Source organism: Mesorhizobium sp. WSM4836 (assembly GCF_055811815.1).
This window is the reverse complement of record NZ_JBVVQF010000002.1, coordinates 376,071-391,313: the sequence shown is the minus strand read 5'-3', so window position 1 is coordinate 391,313 and position 15,243 is coordinate 376,071. Positions and strand designations below refer to the sequence as shown.

Below are 15,243 nucleotides of genomic sequence, written 5' to 3'. Positions count from 1 at the left end.
GGATCATGGTCTAGCCGGCCGCCTGAACCGGGTCGCTGCCTATCTTGGACAAAAGGATGACCGCCTGGGTGCGGCTGTCGACGCCGAGCTTCTGCAGGATGGCCGAGACATGCGCTTTGATCGTCGCTTCGGAGACCCCGAGTTCATAGGCGATCTGCTTGTTGAGCAGCCCTTCCGCCAGCATGCCGAGCACGCGCGTTTGCTGCGGGGTCAGCGCCTGCAGGCGCTTGATCAGGTCGGAAATCTCGGGATCGCGCTCGACGCCGAGATCGACCCCGGCGGGTGCGGCGATATCACCTGCGAGCACCGACTGCACCGCACTGCGGATCTCCTCCATGCTGGCCGATTTGGAGATGAAGCCGGAGGCGCCGAGATCGAGCGCGCGCCGGATCGTCACCGGATCATCATGCGCCGAGACCACCATCATCGGCACCGCCGGATGGATGCCGCGGAGCGAGATCAGGCCGGAAAGGCCGCTTGCCCCCGGCATCGAGAGATCGAGCAGCACCAGATCGACATCCTCATTGGCCAGGACTAGCGCCTTGGCGCTTTCGAAATCGCCGGCCTCGTGAATGGCGGCAACATCGCCGATGCCCGCGAGTGCCTCCCTCAATGCACCGCGAAAAAGCGGATGATCGTCGGCAATGACGAATGTGTAGCCCAACGGTGATATCCCTCCCCGAATCCCGTTGGCGATTTTCCGCCTTGCAGGATCTGAACGATCATAACGCTACGCCTGCTGTTCGGCGTGGCCGGCTTGCTATTCCCGCCCCAGGTCTTTTGCGAATTGCCTAGGTCTTTTGCGAATTGGGCTTGGCGCCGTCTTCGTCCTTGTCCATGTCCTTGACGATATCCATGAAGCTGCGCAGAAAGCGCTCCATGTAGCCCATCGTCTTGTTGAAATCCTCCTCGCTGGGCAAAGTCGATTCGAAACGCGCGGCAAGCGAATTTTCGAGCTTGGCGACGCGCTCGTCGAGCGCCTTCACCGAATTTTGCAGGCGATCGACCTCATCCTGGAAGGCGGCACGTTCGTCGGCCGCCGTCTTGCAGACGAGCTGACCGGAGCGCTCCTCGCAGAGCGACATGGCGCCGGTCTGGGTATCCATACGGACATAGCCATTGGCCGATTTTTCCAGCCGGTAGCGATCGGCCTCCTCGGAAAACGCCGAAGCTGAGACGAGCGAGACCAGTGCTGCAGGGATCAAGACGTGTTTCAGACGCATGTTTTCCTCCATGAGCCAGTTGGCGCAATCTATCACAGTTCGCGCCGGAAATGGGGAAGAACCTGAAATGGGGAAGAACACGGGCCTGCCCTTCCCCGCGTGGTCGGTTCGGACTATAGCGCAACCATGTCCGAGATCATCTACAAGATAGTTCCCGAGGCGCTGTGGCGCGAGGCTGAAAGACAAGGCCGCTTCACCGGCGCGCCGATCGACGTCGCCGACGGCTTCATCCATTTCTCGACCGCTGGGCAGGTTCGGGAAACAGCGGCCAAACATTTCGCCGGCCAAAGCGGGTTCCTGCTGGTCGCCGTCGATGGCGCGCGCCTCGGCGACGCTCTGAAATATGAGGTCTCGCGCGGCGGCGCCTTGTTCCCGCATCTCTACGGCGCGCTCGGCCTCGATGCGGTCGTTTCGGTGCAGGTATTGCCGCTCGGCGCCGACGGCCGGCATGAATTCCCGGCGCTGGAGGCCGAATGAGCGCGCTCGACCGGATCGGCCAGAAACTGCTGTTCACGCTAGATCCGGAAACCGCGCATGGGCTGTCGATTGCCGTGCTGAGATGCGGCCTGCCGGTCGCCGGGCGTCCGCCAAGAGACGAGAGGCTGAGAGTCAGCCTTTGCGGGCTCGATTTCCCGAACCCGCTCGGCATGGCCGCCGGTTACGACAAGAATGCCGAAGTGCCGGACGCGCTGCTCGGCCTCGGCTTCGGCTTCGCCGAGGTCGGCACGATCACGCCGCTGCCGCAGACGGGCAATCCGAAGCCGCGCATCTTCCGGCTGCCTTCGGACGAGGCAGTGATCAACCGGCTAGGCTTCAATAATGAAGGCCGCGCCGCCGCGGAGAAGCGTCTTGCCGCCCGCAAGGGCCGCGCCGGCATCGTTGGGATCAACATCGGCGCCAACAAGGACAGCGCCGACCGCGTCAGTGATTATGAGCGCGGCGTGATCCGGTTCGCGCTATATGCCAGCTATCTGGCGATCAACATCTCCTCGCCGAACACGCCGGGCCTGCGCAACATGCAGGCGCGCGAACAGCTTGGCGAGCTCCTGTCGCGGGTCATGGCCGCGCGTGCGGCGGCACCGGCAAAACCGCCCGTCTTCCTCAAGATCGCGCCGGACCTGGTCGAGGCCGAGCTGGAGGACATCGCCGCCGAGATCACCGACAAGCAAATAGACGGCGTCATCGTCTCCAACACCACGATCGCGCGAGCCGGCCTGAGCAGCACCGGCCTTGCCGGCGAGACTGGCGGGCTTTCGGGGAAACCCTTGTTCGAGCGCTCTACGATCGTGCTGGCAAGGATGCGAAAACTGCTTGGCCCGGGTCCCGCTATCATCGGCGTCGGCGGCGTCGGTTCCACCGAAACGGCGCTGGAAAAGATCCGTGCCGGCGCCGATCTCGTCCAGCTCTATACCGGCATGATCTACGCCGGGCCTGCGCTGCCGGGGCGCATTCTTTCCGGCATGGCCTGTTTCATGGACAGTCAAGGGCTGAAGTCGCTGCGCGAGCTTCGCGACAGCCGCCTCGATCGCTGGGCGGCGAAACCGCTTTAGCGATCAATTAAAGGCCGTGCGCACGCGCAGCCGCAATATGGCGAGCAGGCTGAAGCCGCGCACCAGCAGGAACACGTGCAACGCCGCCCACAGGCCGTGATTGCCGAACGCCGGCGCCAGGATCAGCAGCGCGGCGCTGAACGCCAGGAATGACACCAGCATCATATTACGCATGTCGCGCGACCACGTCGCGCCGATGAAAACCCCGTCCATCTCGAAAGCCAGCGCGCCGCTGAGCGCGGTGAACGCCGCCCACGGCAGGTAGATATCGGCAATGGCGCGGACGTCTGTCGAGGTCGTGATCAGGGCGACCAGACCGGTGCCCTCCAGCAACAAGAAGAGCGTCGCCGCGCCAGCCAGCCCGAGCCCCCAAAGCAGCGTCAGCCGCACCGCCTGGTCAAACGCCGTGGCGGCACGGGCGCCGATGGCGCGCCCGGCGAGCTGTTCAGCGGCGGTGGCGAAACCATCGAGGAAATAGCCGGCAACCAGGAAGAGGTTCATCAGCACGGCGTTGGCGGCCAGCGTCAGAGTGCCGAATTGTGCGCCTTGGCGGGTGAACAGCGCGAAGGCGGCGAGCAGCGAAAAGGAGCGGATCATGATATCGCGATTGAGCGACATCATGTGCAGGAATGCCGGCAGATCGAGAACGCGGTGGCGCGGCAACCTGGGCGCCGCCCAAAAGCGCCGGCCGACAATGGCGAGACCAAGCAGCATGGCGACGAATTCGCCGGTGAGCGTCGCCCAGGCAACGCCGGCAACGCCCCAGCCGAGCTCCAGGCCAAGCAGGAAGCAGAGGGCGATGTTGATGCCGTTCAGCATCAATTGCAGCATCAGCCCGAGCCCGCCCTCGCCGCGCCCCAGCACGTAGCCAAGGATGGCGTAATTGATCAGCGAGAACGGTGCAGCGAGCATCCTGATGCGGATATAGACGTCCATCGCCGCGCCAACGCGCGGCCCGGCGCCGATGAACCATTGCCCGGCAGCCGAAACCAGGGGCGCAAGTGCGGCAAACACGATGCCGGCGACGACCGCGATCAGCACGGCGCGCCAGAACACCGCCTGCTCCTCCAGCGCGTCGCCGCGCCCGAAGGCCTGGGCAACGAGGCCGGTGGTGCCGGAGCGCAGGAAGTTGAAGGTCGTGAAAACGACGTCGAAGATCAGGGCGCCGGCCGCCAGGCCGCCGAGAAGGGCGGCGTCGCCGAACTGTCCAACCACCGCCGTATCGACAATTCCGAGCAATGGCGTCGTCAGATAGGCAAGCGTCATCGGCACCGCGATGGCGAGCACCGAGCGGTTGGTGACGACGAAGGCCCTTGCTTCGGTGGCGTGGGCTTCGGTGGTTAACGCCTGCTCCAAACGCGTGTTGCTTCCTGTTGCGGCTTGATCGGCTAGCCGATGTGCCCCAGTTTGCGGATCTCGCGCAACCATCCACCCCATTATGGTCAACCGAAACCCGCCTCTGGCGCACTGGCCGCCCCATGCCCTTGCAGATCGTTCATCATCCCGACTACGACGCCGGCTTCGCCGTCAATCACCGCTTCCCGATGAGTAAATACCCGTTGCTGATGGAAGCCTTGCGGGCACGCGGCCTGGCTCGGCCCGAAGCGCTCAACATGCCGGAGGCGGCGCGGCCATCGTGGCTGAAGCTTGCCCACGCCGCAGACTATGTCGACCGGGTGCTCGCCTCCGACGTGCCGGTGAAGATCGAGCGCGAGATCGGTTTCCCTATTGGACAGCGGGTTTCGCTGAGGGCGCAGCTCGCCACGGCCGGCACCGTGCTGGCAGCGCTGCTGGCTTTGCTGAACGGCATCGCATGCAACACCGCCGGCGGCAGCCATCATGCACGGCGCGCGCAAGGTGCGGGCTTCTGCACCTTCAATGACGTAGCCGTTGCCGCGCTGGTGCTGCTCGCCGAAGCTGCTGTCAAAAACATCCTGGTTGTCGATCTCGACGTGCATCAGGGCGACGGCACGGCGGATATTCTGGGCGACGAGCCGCGCGTGCTTACCTTCTCGATGCATGGCGACCGCAACTACCCCGCGCGCAAGATCGCCTCCGATCTCGACGTCGCCCTGCCCGACGGAACCGGCGATGCAACCTATCTGGAGCGGCTGGACGCCATTCTGCCGGAGTTGTCGGCGCGAAGACGCTGGGACCTCGTCTTCTACAATGCCGGGGTCGATGTCCATGCCGAGGACCGGCTCGGCAGGTTGTCGCTCACGGATGAAGGTCTGCGCGCCCGCGACGATATGGTGATCCGCCATTTCCGCACGCTTGGCGTACCGGTGTGCGGCGTTATCGGCGGCGGCTATTCGACGGATGTTGCAGCACTTGCCGCACGCCACGCCATCCTGTTCGAGGTGGCGGCGGGCTACGCCTGAAAGGCTGCTTGTTTGAGCATGATCTTTTCCAAAAACCGACTTTTTGGGATCATGCTCTACTTCCTGAGATTGGCGATCCTGAGCAGGATGAAGGCCGGCACGACGATCGCAGCACCGAGCAGGATGTAACCAAGGAAGCGGTCGATGGCGTGGAAGCCCAGGTTCCAGAGATCGATGAAGAACTTGCGGATGCCGTAAAGCACGTCCATCGGCGACCAGCCGAAGGCGTTCATGACCAGGCCGACGAGGAACGACATCACGAGCAGCTTCAGGATCACCCGGAGCGGCGTATCGCCGAGAAAGCGGTTCAGTGCGGACAAGGCCTGTCTCCACAGTCGGGTGCCGCGATTCGGGCACATGCCGAGAAATACGCAGTTGACCGCCCGGCATCAAGCCGAGCCCTCAAACCGGATTGCGCATCGGCGCCGGGCCATGATATCGGAGGAACCAGCGCGGGTATGATGTAATGGTAGCCTGTCAGCTTCCCAAGCTGAACGCGCGGGTTCGATTCCCGCTACCCGCTCCAGCTTTTGCCCCGGTCCATTGCACTTGTTTTGGCCAAGCTGAAAACCAGCAGATTTACAGCCCGGCTAGCCATCTTTCATCTGTTCGGCCGATGTGCCAGTTCGTGGAATATCTCACATTAGGGGTCGGCGGGGCCTCGAATGACCCCAACCGGAAAGTCTACCCTTGGCCCGTTGGCTTCTGCTGGCGGGCTTTTTTGAGCATCACGCAGTAGTGGCCGACGTGCATCGGCGTCGCTGCTGGCGGGCCTGTCTGGTCGTCTGGCCGGCCACGGGATGCGTCCGCTACCCGCTCCAGCCTCAACCTACCTCTCGCAGAATAAAATCGTGCAGCATCTTGGCTGCCGGCGACAGCGCGCGGTTCTTTACCGTGATCAGGCTGTAGGGCCTGACCTCGATGTCGAATTCAGTCTGGACGACGTCAATGGCGCCGTTGAGCCCTTCTGGATTCTGGATGAACTTCGCAACCTGGATCGACACCGGCGCGATGGCGTCGGATTGCGCGACCATGACCAGAGTCAATAGCAGCGAGCTGGTGTTGAGAATGCGGTCCGGCAGCGCGATGTTTCGGTTCAGGAAGTTGCTCTCCATCGCCTGGCGCAGCGGCGAGCCGCCCGACTGGAAAACCCAGTCATAGGCGGCGGTGTCTTCCAGCCGCACCGCCTTGCCCTTGGTCAGCTGATGGCCCCGGCGCACGATCAGGCAGGCCTTTTCGACGCCGATGACGCGGGCTTCGAACAGCCGCGGATTGAGGTCGTCGGGGATGCGGGCGATGATGAAATCGTGACGCGAGGCGATGAGCTCGCGCGCCAGCACGTTCGAGGTCTCGACCTGCATGGTGATTTCGATGCGCGGGTAGAGGCGCCGGATCTCGCGGATCGCCGGCACCGCCAGCTCGATCGCCGGTGCCGTCACCGCGCCCAGGAACACCGAGCCGCCCTTGCCCGCCTTGAGCTCGAATATCTCACGGTCGACCTCGCGCATCTCGAGCAGGATCGATCGCGCGCGCCGTGCCAGCGCCTTGCCATAGGGCGTCAGCGTGATGCCGCGCGGCAGCCTTTCGCAGAGCTTGACATCGAGCACCGCCTCCATCTCGGCGATCATGCGCGAAGCCGCCGGCTGCGAGATGTTCATGACCTGGGCCGCGGCACTCACCCGGCCGTGATCGTCGAGGGCTGCGATCATGCGCATATGACGCAGGCTCAAGCCGCTGCGCAGCAGAGTTCCGCCATCACCCGGGATTTCATCGTAACTGCCTGATATTCCGTCAGGATTTCGCAGCGCCGCCATGATTTTTCCCTACTCCTACGCCCGGCGCCCCGGCTGAATCCGGCAGCATCGCACTAGCCTAAGCCATATCAGTCTCGATATAGCAACCATCAAAGATCGCATTTGACAGTTATGGCAAAGCGACACACCCTTCGCGCGTCCTGAAACTTGGCGGTCGGTGACGAGGAAAACTCGTGTCGATTTAGAGCCAGCGTCTCAGGGCCGATTGGGAGGATACCGGAGATCGATGACGGCAGCGGCGCGCTTGGCGCTCCTGCACGATTGCGCGGCCCACGAAACCCAAGGGTACGCGTCCATCAAACAGGGAGAGTTAATGTGAAGATTATCAAGACACTGGCCGCCGTCGCGGCTCTTGGCATCGCTGCCATGGCCATCCCGGCACAGGCAGGCGAAGGCTTGGTCGGCGTGCTGATGCCCACCAAGACCTCGCAGCGCTGGATCAATGACGGCGACGCCGTCAAGTCCCAGCTCGAGGCTCTGGGCTACACTGTCGACTTGCAATACGCGCAGGACGACATTCCAAACCAGCTCAGCCAATTGGAAAACGAAATCACCAAGGGCCCGAAGGCGCTGATCATCGCTTCGATCGACGGCACCACGATGGGCGATGCGCTGCAGAAGGCGAATGACGCCGGCGTCGTGGTCGTCGCTTACGACCGCCTGATCAAGAAGACGCCAAATGTCGACTACTACACCACCTTCGACAATTTCGGCGTCGGCGTCATCCAGGCCAAATCGCTGCTCAAGGGCCTCGGTTATCCCGAGAAGAAGGGCCCGTTCAACGTCGAGCTGTTCGGCGGTTCGCCGGACGACAACAATGCGTTCTTCTTCTACAACGGCGCCATGTCGGTTCTTCAGCCGCTGATCGACGACAAGACCCTCGTCGTGAAATCCGGCCAGATGGGCATGGACAAGGTCGGCACGCTGCGCTGGCTGGCGGCAACCGCCCAGGCCCGCATGGACAATCTGCTCTCCGCCAACTACTCGGACGGCAGTCGCGTCGATGGCGTGCTCTCGCCCTATGACGGCCTGTCGCGCGGCATCATCGCTTCGCTGCGCGCCGTAGGCTACGGCACAGCCGATCAGCCATGGCCGATCGTCACCGGACAGGACGCCGAGACCGCTTCGGTCAAGGCGATCATCGCCGGCGAACAGTATTCGACCGTGTTCAAGGATACCCGCGAACTCGCCAAGGCGACGGTCGAACTCGTCGACAAGGTGCTCTCTGGCGGCAAGCCGGAAGGCCTCGACACCAAGACCTACAACAACGACGTCAAGGTCGTTCCCTCGATCCTGTTAACGCCGCATGACGTCGACAAATCGAACTACCAGGCCCTGGTGGTCGACTCCGGCTACATCAAGGCCGAAGAACTGAAGTAATCGCGGTCACAAAGCCTGGGGTCCTGCGCAGGCAGGGCCCCTTTTCGTTGGCGAGCCAGCCCGGTATTGTTGGCGGACCTTGCAGGAGTGGTATTCTCAATGGCATCGACGATTTTGGAGATGCGCGACATCACCAAGATGTTTCCCGGCGTCAAGGCGCTGTCGAACGTCAAGCTCATGGTCGAGGAAGGCGAGATCCATGCCGTGGTCGGCGAGAACGGCGCCGGCAAGTCGACGCTGATGAAGGTGCTGTCGGGCGTATATCCGTCCGGCACCTATGACGGCCAGATCATCTATCGCGGCGATGAGTGCCATTTCAAAGGTATCCACGACAGCGAGCGCAAGGGCATCGTCATCATCCACCAGGAGCTTGCGCTGGTGCCGATGCTGTCGATCGCCGAAAACATCTTTCTCGGCAACGAGCACGCCAGATACGGCGTCATCGACTGGAATGCCAATGAGGCGCGCACCAGCGCCCTGCTCAAGAAGGTCGGCCTCAAGGAAGACCCCAACACCCTGATCACCAATATCGGCGTCGGCAAGCAGCAGCTGGTCGAGATCGCCAAGGCGCTCAGCAAGGAAGTGAAATTGCTCATTCTGGACGAGCCGACGGCGAGCCTGTCCGAAAAAGACAGCCAGGCGCTGCTCGATCTGCTGCTCGAATTCAAGCGGCAGGGCATCACTTCGATCCTGATCTCGCACAAGCTCAACGAGGTGAACCGGGTCGCCGACAAGGTCACCATCATCCGTGACGGCCGGACCATCGAGACGCTGGCCAAGAAGGACATCTCGGAGGACCGCATCATCACCTCGATGGTCGGCCGTTCGCTCGACGACCGCTATCCGCCGCGCGAGCCGAAGATCGGCGAGACCGTTCTCGAAGTGAAAAACTGGTCGGTCTACCACCCCATCCATGCCGAGCGGCAGGTCATCAAGGGCATCAACCTCAACGCCCGCAAGGGCGAAGTGGTCGGCATTGCCGGGCTCATGGGCGCCGGCCGGACCGAGTTTGCCATGAGCCTGTTCGGCCGGTCTTATGGCCGCCGAATCACCGGCGAGGTGTTCCTTAACGGCAAGCCGATCGATGTCTCTTCGGTGAGCAAGGCGGTGGAACACGGCATCGCCTATGTCACGGAGGACCGCAAGACCTACGGTCTCAACCTGATCGACCATATCAAGCACAACATCACGCTCGCCAATCTTCCTGGTGTGTCGCGCCATGGCGTGATCGACGATTTGCGCGAGCTTTCGGTCGCCAATGACTATCGCGGCAGGACCAATATCCGCGCCTCGAGCGTCTACCAGATGACCGGTAACCTTTCTGGCGGCAATCAGCAGAAGGTGGTGCTGTCGAAATGGCTGTTCGCCAATCCGGAAGTGCTGATCCTAGACGAGCCGACACGCGGTATCGATGTCGGCGCCAAGTATGAAATCTACACGATCATCGCGCGTCTCGCCTCCGAGGGTAAGGCAATCATCGTCATCTCGTCGGAAATGCCCGAACTGCTCGGCATCACCGACCGCATCTACGTCATGAACGAAGGACGCATCGTCGGCGAAATGGCGGCAAGCGACGCCAGCCAGGAAAAGATAATGCGCGCCATCGTCCGCGGAGAAGGAAAAGCATCATGAGCACCGAAAGCGCTCCCGGGCCGCAGAGTGGCGTTGCCCAGGACCTACAACAGGCACCTCGCATTGCCGTCTCGGCGCTGGTCACCAACCTGCGCGAATACGGGTTGGTGCTGGCGTTGATCGCAATCATGGTGTTCTTTCAGTTCACCACGTCCGGAACGCTGTTCAAGCCGGTGAACCTCAGCAATCTGGTTCAGCAGAACAGCTTCATTATCGTGATGGCGCTGGGCATGCTTCTGGTGATCGTTTCGGGCCATATCGATCTCAGCGTCGGCTCCGTCGCCGGCTTCATCGGCGCGCTGGCGGCGATGATGATGGTCATCTGGCCGCTTGGCCCATTGAGCAATCCGCTGGTCGTGTCGATCATCTGCCTGATCGTGGGTGGCGCAATCGGCGCGGCACAAGGCTACTGGATTGCCTATCACCGAATACCGAGCTTTATCGTCACGCTGGCGGGCATGCTGATCTTCCGCGGCATCTGCCAGGCGCTGCTGGGCGGCGGGTCTTCCGTAGGGCCGCTTCCCGTCGGCTTCAAAGCGCTCAGTTCCGGCTTCATTCCGGACCTGATCGGCCCATTGACCCTGATACCGCCAACCGTCAACGCCGCCGGCAAAACCATTGTCGGCAGCGGCCTGACGCTGCACCTGACGACGGTCGTGATCGGCCTCGTCGCCGTGCTCGCCTATGCCTATTTCGGGCTCAGGGCACGGCGCACCCGCGAGAAGCATGGCTACGAAGCCGAGCCGTTCTCGCTGTTCGTCGTCAAGACCCTGGTGATCAGCGCGCTGGCGCTGTTTCTCGTCTACCAATTCGCCACCTATAGGGGCCTTCCCATCGTTCTCATGGTGATGGGCGTGCTGATCGCGTTGTTCGTGTTCGTTACCAAACGCATGACGATCGGCCGCCGCATCTACGCGATGGGCGGCAATGCCAAGGCAGCCCAGCTCTCGGGCATCAAGACCGAACGGCTGACGTTGATGGTGTTCATCAATATGGGCGTGCTGTCGGCACTCGGCGGCCTGATTATCGCGGCGCGGCTGGGGCAGGCTGTGCCGGCGGCGGGCCTCGGCAGCGAGCTCGACGTCATCGCCGCGGTGTTCATCGGTGGCGCGTCGGCTATGGGCGGCGTCGGCCAGGTCATCGGCGCGGTGGTCGGCGGCTTCATCATGGGCGTCATGAACAACGGCATGTCGATCATGGGCGTCAATGTCGACTGGCAGCAGGTGGTGAAAGGCCTGGTGCTGCTCGGCGCCGTCGTCTTTGACGTCTACAACAAGAACAAGGCTTGAGAGGCAACCAGGAGGCATACGGGTCACATCGCGGCGCTGCCGGGCGGCGCAAAGAAGTCCCCGAGGGACCTGATCCGCGAGCGCAATCCGGACGAAGAGTTTCAACCGCGGCGCGGACAGAGTCCGGGCCGCGCAGGGTAGGGTTTGCCAAGAAAGGCAGGCCAGCCCGCAATTCAGAGAGGGTTACCATGCTGATCTCACAGATCCTCGACGACGCCGAGACGATCCGCGTCGTTGCCCGCAACGGCGGCAAGACCCGCGTCATTAACGGCGCCCGCAGCGTCTATTCGCTGGCGATGGAGGCCGCGCGCACCGGCAGCGGGCTTGTCGCCCTGATCGAGCGCAAAGGCTTCGGCGAAACCGTCGATCTCGACGCAGCCTACAAGAAGGGCCGGCTGCTGTCGCCGATCAACCATCCCGATCCGGCGCATCTCCATCTCACCGGCACCGGGCTGACCCATCTCGGCTCCGCCGCGACCCGCGATTCCATGCACAAGAAGCTCAGCACGGACGGCGAGGAACAACTGACCGATTCCATGAAGATGTTCCGCATGGGGCTTGAGGGCGGCAAGCCGGCGAAAGGGCAGACCGGCGTACAGCCGGAATGGTTCTACAAGGGCAACGGCACCATGGCAGTAGCACCAGGGGCGGCGCTTATGTCGCCGGCCTTCGCTCAGGACGCCGGCGAGGAGCCCGAAATCGCCGGTATCTATGTGATCGGCGACGACGGCGCCCCGTTCCGCGTCGGCTTCACGCTGTCTAACGAGTTTTCCGACCACGTCACCGAGCGCGTGAATTACCTATTCCTTGCCCATTCCAAACTGCGCAACGCTTCGTTCGGGCCGGAGATCCTGATCGGCGATCTGCCGTCCGATATCCGCGGCGCTTCACGCATCCTTCGCGACGGCAAGCTGCTTTGGGAAAAGCCTTTCCTGTCGGGCGAGGCGAACATGTCGCACACCATTGGCAATCTCGAGCATCACCACTTCAAATACTCGGCCTTCCGCCAGCCGGGCGACGTGCATGTACACATGTTCGGCACGGCGACGCTGTCCTTCGCCGACGGCATCAGAACCGAGGCCGGCGACGTGTTCGAAATCGAGGCGAAGGATTTCGGCCTGCCGCTGCGCAACCCGCTCAAAATCGAGCAGCCGGTGAAGGTCGCCGTGAAGGCACTTTGAGGTGTCGATGACAAGCGCGATCTCCCCCTCGTGGGGAAGATGGCCGGCAGGCCAGAGGGGGGCGCTGCCGCGCCAGCGTCTCAACTCATCAAAGCTCGGCCTTCGGAAGTTTTCACCTGCGTCAACACGAAGGCCGCGATCCTTCGCGCCCCCCTCTTCCCTGCCGGGCATCTCCCCCACGAGGGGGAAGATTGGCAGTTCCAGCGTCAGCGCGCGGCGCGGAAATGCTTGGACAGTTTCAGGCCCTGCGCCTGATAGTTCGAGCCTAGATCTGTGCCGTAGAGCGCCTGCGGCCGTTTCAGCATGTGCTCGTAGACCAACCGTCCGACGATCTGGCCGTGGTCGAGGATGAACGGCACTTCGTGGCTGCGTACCTCGAGCACTGCCCGGCTGCCGGTGCCGCCCGACGCCGAATGACCGAAACCCGGGTCGAAGAAACCGGCATAATGGACGCGGAACTCGCCGACCAACGGATCGAAGGGCGTCATTTCGGCGGCGTAGAGCGGCGGCACATGCACCGCCTCGCGCGACACCAGGATATAGAATTCGTCCGGATCGAGCACCAACTCGCCGGCCCCGCTCTTGTAGAGCGGCTCCCAGAAATCGACGACATCCTGCGCGGCGCGCTTGTCGACGTCGACAAGGCCGGTGTGGTGCTTGCCGCGATAGCCGACCAACCCGTCCTTGTCGCCGTCGAGGTCGATCGACAGCGCGATGCCGCCGCCTGAGATGTTGGGCGGTTCGGTGGCGACCAACATTACGGCGCGGTGCAAGTCGTGCAGCTCGCTTTCCGACAAGAGCGCATTGCCGGTGCGGAACCTGATCTGCGACAGCCGCGAGCCGGTCCGCACGACAATCGGGAAAGTGCGCGGGCTGACCTCCAGATAGAGCGGGCCTTCATAGCCGGCGGCGATCTTGTCGAACTCGTGGCCACGGTCGGTCATTACCCGAGTGAAGATATCGAGCCGTCCGGTCGAGCTTTTCGGGTTGGCCGAGGCGGAAATATGCGCGGGCAGCGCCAGGCTTTCGAGCAGCGGCACGATGTAGACGCAGCCGGTTTCCAGCACGGCACCTTCGGCGAGGTTGATCTCGTGCAGCTTCAGCCGGTCGAGCTTGTCGACAACCCTGTGGTCTGGGCCGGGCAAGAAGGAAGCTCGCACCCGCCAGGCCTTGTCGCCGAGCCTGAGGTCAAGGCTGGCCGGCTGGATCTGATCGGTATCGAGCGCGCGCGGCGATTTCAGCGCGCCCGTCTGGAACAGCGCGGAAATATGCTGATCGGGAAGAATGCCTGTCTGCCGCAAGGGTCTGGCTCCGTTCGAACGCCGGGCGAGGTCTTGTTCTGTCGCAGGTCCGACCGTGGACGCCTTTGGCACCTGCCTGGTACACCCTCTTAATCATGCCGGCAATTGACGCAAGCGTGGCGCGGGTCTAAAGCTCGTTATCCCGTGGTGATTTGGCCGGTCGGCTTGCAGCCACGTTAAACAAGTCGCTAAAGGACCGTCGGGCCGCAAGGCCATATGGACCGGTTGCGACTTTCGCGGCCGGTTTTTTGTTGTTTGGACCAATTTTGGTGTTTGGATAGAATCATGACCAAGAAGCGCGACTGGAAGCCTCAGACCGCACTCGTGCATGCCGGGACGCTGCGTTCCGGCTTCGGCGAGACCTCCGAGGCGATGTATCTCACTCAGGGCTATGTCTACGAGACGGCGCAAGCGGCGGAAGCCCGCTTCAAGGGCGAGGAGCCGGGCTTCATCTATTCGCGCTATGCCAATCCGACGGTCGACATGTTTGAAAAACGCATGTGCGCGCTGGAAGGCGCCGAGGACGCTCGCGCCACGGCATCCGGCATGGCGGCGGTGACGGCAGCACTGCTGTGCAGTGCCAAGGCGGGCGACCATATCGTGGCGGCGCGTGCACTGTTCGGCTCCTGCCGCTGGGTGGTCGAGACGCTAGCGCCGAAATACGGCATCGAGGCAACGCTGGTCGACGGCACCGACATCGCCAGTTGGGAAAAAGCGGTCAGGCCCAACACCAAACTGTTCTTCCTGGAAAGCCCTACCAATCCGACGCTGGAGGTGGTCGACATCGCCGCCGTCGCGGCACTTGCCAATTCGATCGGCGCCAGGCTGATCGTCGATAATGTGTTCGCCACGCCCTTGCAGCAGAAACCCTTGCAGCTCGGCGCCCACATCGTCGTCTATTCGGCCACGAAACATATTGACGGCCAAGGGCGCTGCCTTGGAGGCGTTATCTTGTCGGACAAAAAATGGATCGACGAGAATCTGCATGACTATTTCCGCCACACCGGCCCCAGCCTCTCGCCCTTCAATGCCTGGACCCTGCTGAAGGGCCTGGAGACGCTGCCGCTGCGCGTACGCCAGCAGACGGAAAGCGCCGGCCGCATCGCGGATTTCCTCGCCGAGCGCCCGCAAATCGCCCGCGTCATCTATCCGGGCCGCGCCGACCACCCGCAAGCGGCCGTGGTCAAGAAGCAGATGTCGGGCGGCTCGACGCTGATCTGCCTGGATGTGAAGGGCAGCAAGCAGGCGGCCTTTGCTTTCCAGAACGCACTCGACATCGTGCTGATTTCCAACAATCTCGGTGATGCCAAGAGCCTGATCACTCATCCAGCGACGACGACGCACAAGAACTTGACCGATGAAGCGCGTGCCGAGCTCGGCATCGGACCGGGAACGCTCAGGCTTTCCGTCGGCCTGGAGGATGCCGACGATCTGCTCGACGATATCGAGCAAGCGCTGAGAGCTGCCGGATAAGGGCTGGCCGAACAGAGGC

General features: G+C 62.7%; 14 protein-coding genes, 1 tRNA gene and 1 riboswitch. Of the genes, 9 read left to right on the top strand and 6 right to left on the bottom strand.

The genetic code is table 11. The features are described from left to right. Nucleotides 1–10 precede the first annotated feature (10 nt). A complete protein-coding gene (locus tag AC0L2P_RS04060) occupies nucleotides 11–673 on the bottom strand; it encodes a response regulator transcription factor (RefSeq protein WP_473499984.1) in 663 nt (220 codons plus the stop codon). A gap of 118 nt (nucleotides 674–791) precedes the next feature. After that, nucleotides 792–1,223 (bottom strand): hypothetical protein, encoded by a 432-nt coding sequence (locus AC0L2P_RS04055; protein WP_473499949.1) that lies wholly within the window; start codon nucleotides 1,221–1,223, stop codon nucleotides 792–794. Nucleotides 1,224–1,349: 126 nt separating this feature from the next. On the opposite strand from AC0L2P_RS04055, the gene AC0L2P_RS04050 reads away from it, so the two are divergent. Both AC0L2P_RS04050 and AC0L2P_RS04045 read left to right on the top strand, forming a co-directional pair. After that, on the top strand, nucleotides 1,350–1,700 hold the full coding sequence (locus tag AC0L2P_RS04050) for a DUF952 domain-containing protein (protein ID WP_473499948.1): 351 nt from the start codon (nucleotides 1,350–1,352) through the stop codon (nucleotides 1,698–1,700). Beyond that, nucleotides 1,697–2,773 carry a quinone-dependent dihydroorotate dehydrogenase gene (locus AC0L2P_RS04045; RefSeq protein WP_473499947.1) on the top strand — a complete coding sequence of 359 codons (1,077 nt, stop codon included), beginning with the start codon at nucleotides 1,697–1,699 and terminating at the stop codon, nucleotides 2,771–2,773. The genes AC0L2P_RS04050 and AC0L2P_RS04045 overlap by 4 nt, the downstream gene beginning before the upstream one ends. A gap of 3 nt (nucleotides 2,774–2,776) precedes the next feature. Here AC0L2P_RS04045 and AC0L2P_RS04040 read toward each other — a convergent pair whose 3' ends face one another. Continuing rightward, nucleotides 2,777–4,201, bottom strand: coding sequence for an MATE family efflux transporter (locus AC0L2P_RS04040; protein ID WP_473499946.1), 1,425 nt, complete (start codon nucleotides 4,199–4,201; stop codon nucleotides 2,777–2,779). A gap of 50 nt (nucleotides 4,202–4,251) precedes the next feature. On the opposite strand from AC0L2P_RS04040, the gene AC0L2P_RS04035 reads away from it, so the two are divergent. After that, nucleotides 4,252–5,154: a histone deacetylase family protein gene (locus AC0L2P_RS04035; RefSeq protein ID WP_473499945.1), complete on the top strand. Its 903-nt coding sequence runs from the start codon at nucleotides 4,252–4,254 to the stop codon at nucleotides 5,152–5,154. A 56-nt stretch (nucleotides 5,155–5,210) separates the two neighbouring features. On the opposite strand, the gene AC0L2P_RS04030 is transcribed toward AC0L2P_RS04035, so the two are convergent. After that, nucleotides 5,211–5,513, bottom strand: coding sequence for a DUF6460 domain-containing protein (locus AC0L2P_RS04030; RefSeq protein ID WP_473499944.1), 303 nt, complete (start codon nucleotides 5,511–5,513; stop codon nucleotides 5,211–5,213). 93 nt (nucleotides 5,514–5,606) lie between these two features. Between AC0L2P_RS04030 and AC0L2P_RS04025 the strand changes: the two genes are divergently transcribed. After that, a tRNA-Gly gene (locus tag AC0L2P_RS04025) sits at nucleotides 5,607–5,680 on the top strand. Nucleotides 5,681–5,978: 298 nt separating this feature from the next. On the opposite strand, the gene AC0L2P_RS04020 is transcribed toward AC0L2P_RS04025, so the two are convergent. Further along, nucleotides 5,979–6,968: a LysR family transcriptional regulator gene (locus tag AC0L2P_RS04020; RefSeq protein ID WP_473499943.1), complete on the bottom strand. Its 990-nt coding sequence runs from the start codon at nucleotides 6,966–6,968 to the stop codon at nucleotides 5,979–5,981. Nucleotides 6,969–7,283: 315 nt separating this feature from the next. On the opposite strand from AC0L2P_RS04020, the gene chvE reads away from it, so the two are divergent. The 4 genes from chvE to araD1 all read left to right on the top strand — a co-directional run bounded on the left by chvE (nucleotide 7,284) and on the right by araD1 (nucleotide 12,450). Further along, nucleotides 7,284–8,348, top strand: a complete 1,065-nt coding sequence (gene chvE, locus AC0L2P_RS04015; protein ID WP_473499942.1) for a multiple monosaccharide ABC transporter substrate-binding protein — start codon at nucleotides 7,284–7,286, stop codon at nucleotides 8,346–8,348. 99 nt (nucleotides 8,349–8,447) lie between these two features. Further along, nucleotides 8,448–9,980 carry a multiple monosaccharide ABC transporter ATP-binding protein gene (gene mmsA / locus AC0L2P_RS04010; RefSeq protein WP_473499941.1) on the top strand — a complete coding sequence of 511 codons (1,533 nt, stop codon included), beginning with the start codon at nucleotides 8,448–8,450 and terminating at the stop codon, nucleotides 9,978–9,980. Beyond that, complete coding sequence (gene mmsB / locus AC0L2P_RS04005; RefSeq protein ID WP_473499940.1) at nucleotides 9,977–11,269, top strand: multiple monosaccharide ABC transporter permease; 1,293 nt, start codon at nucleotides 9,977–9,979, stop codon at nucleotides 11,267–11,269. The genes mmsA and mmsB overlap by 4 nt, the downstream gene beginning before the upstream one ends. 188 nt (nucleotides 11,270–11,457) lie before the next feature. Beyond that, nucleotides 11,458–12,450, top strand: coding sequence for an AraD1 family protein (gene araD1 / locus AC0L2P_RS04000; protein WP_473499939.1), 993 nt, complete (start codon nucleotides 11,458–11,460; stop codon nucleotides 12,448–12,450). A 206-nt stretch (nucleotides 12,451–12,656) separates the two neighbouring features. Here araD1 and AC0L2P_RS03995 read toward each other — a convergent pair whose 3' ends face one another. Continuing rightward, entirely contained in the window at nucleotides 12,657–13,751 is a 1,095-nt protein-coding gene (locus AC0L2P_RS03995; protein WP_473499938.1) for a 2'-deoxycytidine 5'-triphosphate deaminase, read from the bottom strand. A gap of 134 nt (nucleotides 13,752–13,885) precedes the next feature. Beyond that, a riboswitch (SAM riboswitch) is annotated at nucleotides 13,886–13,963 on the top strand. Nucleotides 13,964–14,033: 70 nt separating this feature from the next. Here AC0L2P_RS03995 and AC0L2P_RS03990 point away from each other — a divergent pair. Further along, the gene (locus AC0L2P_RS03990) at nucleotides 14,034–15,224 is read left to right on the top strand and encodes an O-succinylhomoserine sulfhydrylase (protein ID WP_473499983.1); all 1,191 of its coding nucleotides are present in this window, start codon (nucleotides 14,034–14,036) and stop codon (nucleotides 15,222–15,224) included. The last annotated feature ends 19 nt before the right edge of the window (nucleotides 15,225–15,243 follow it).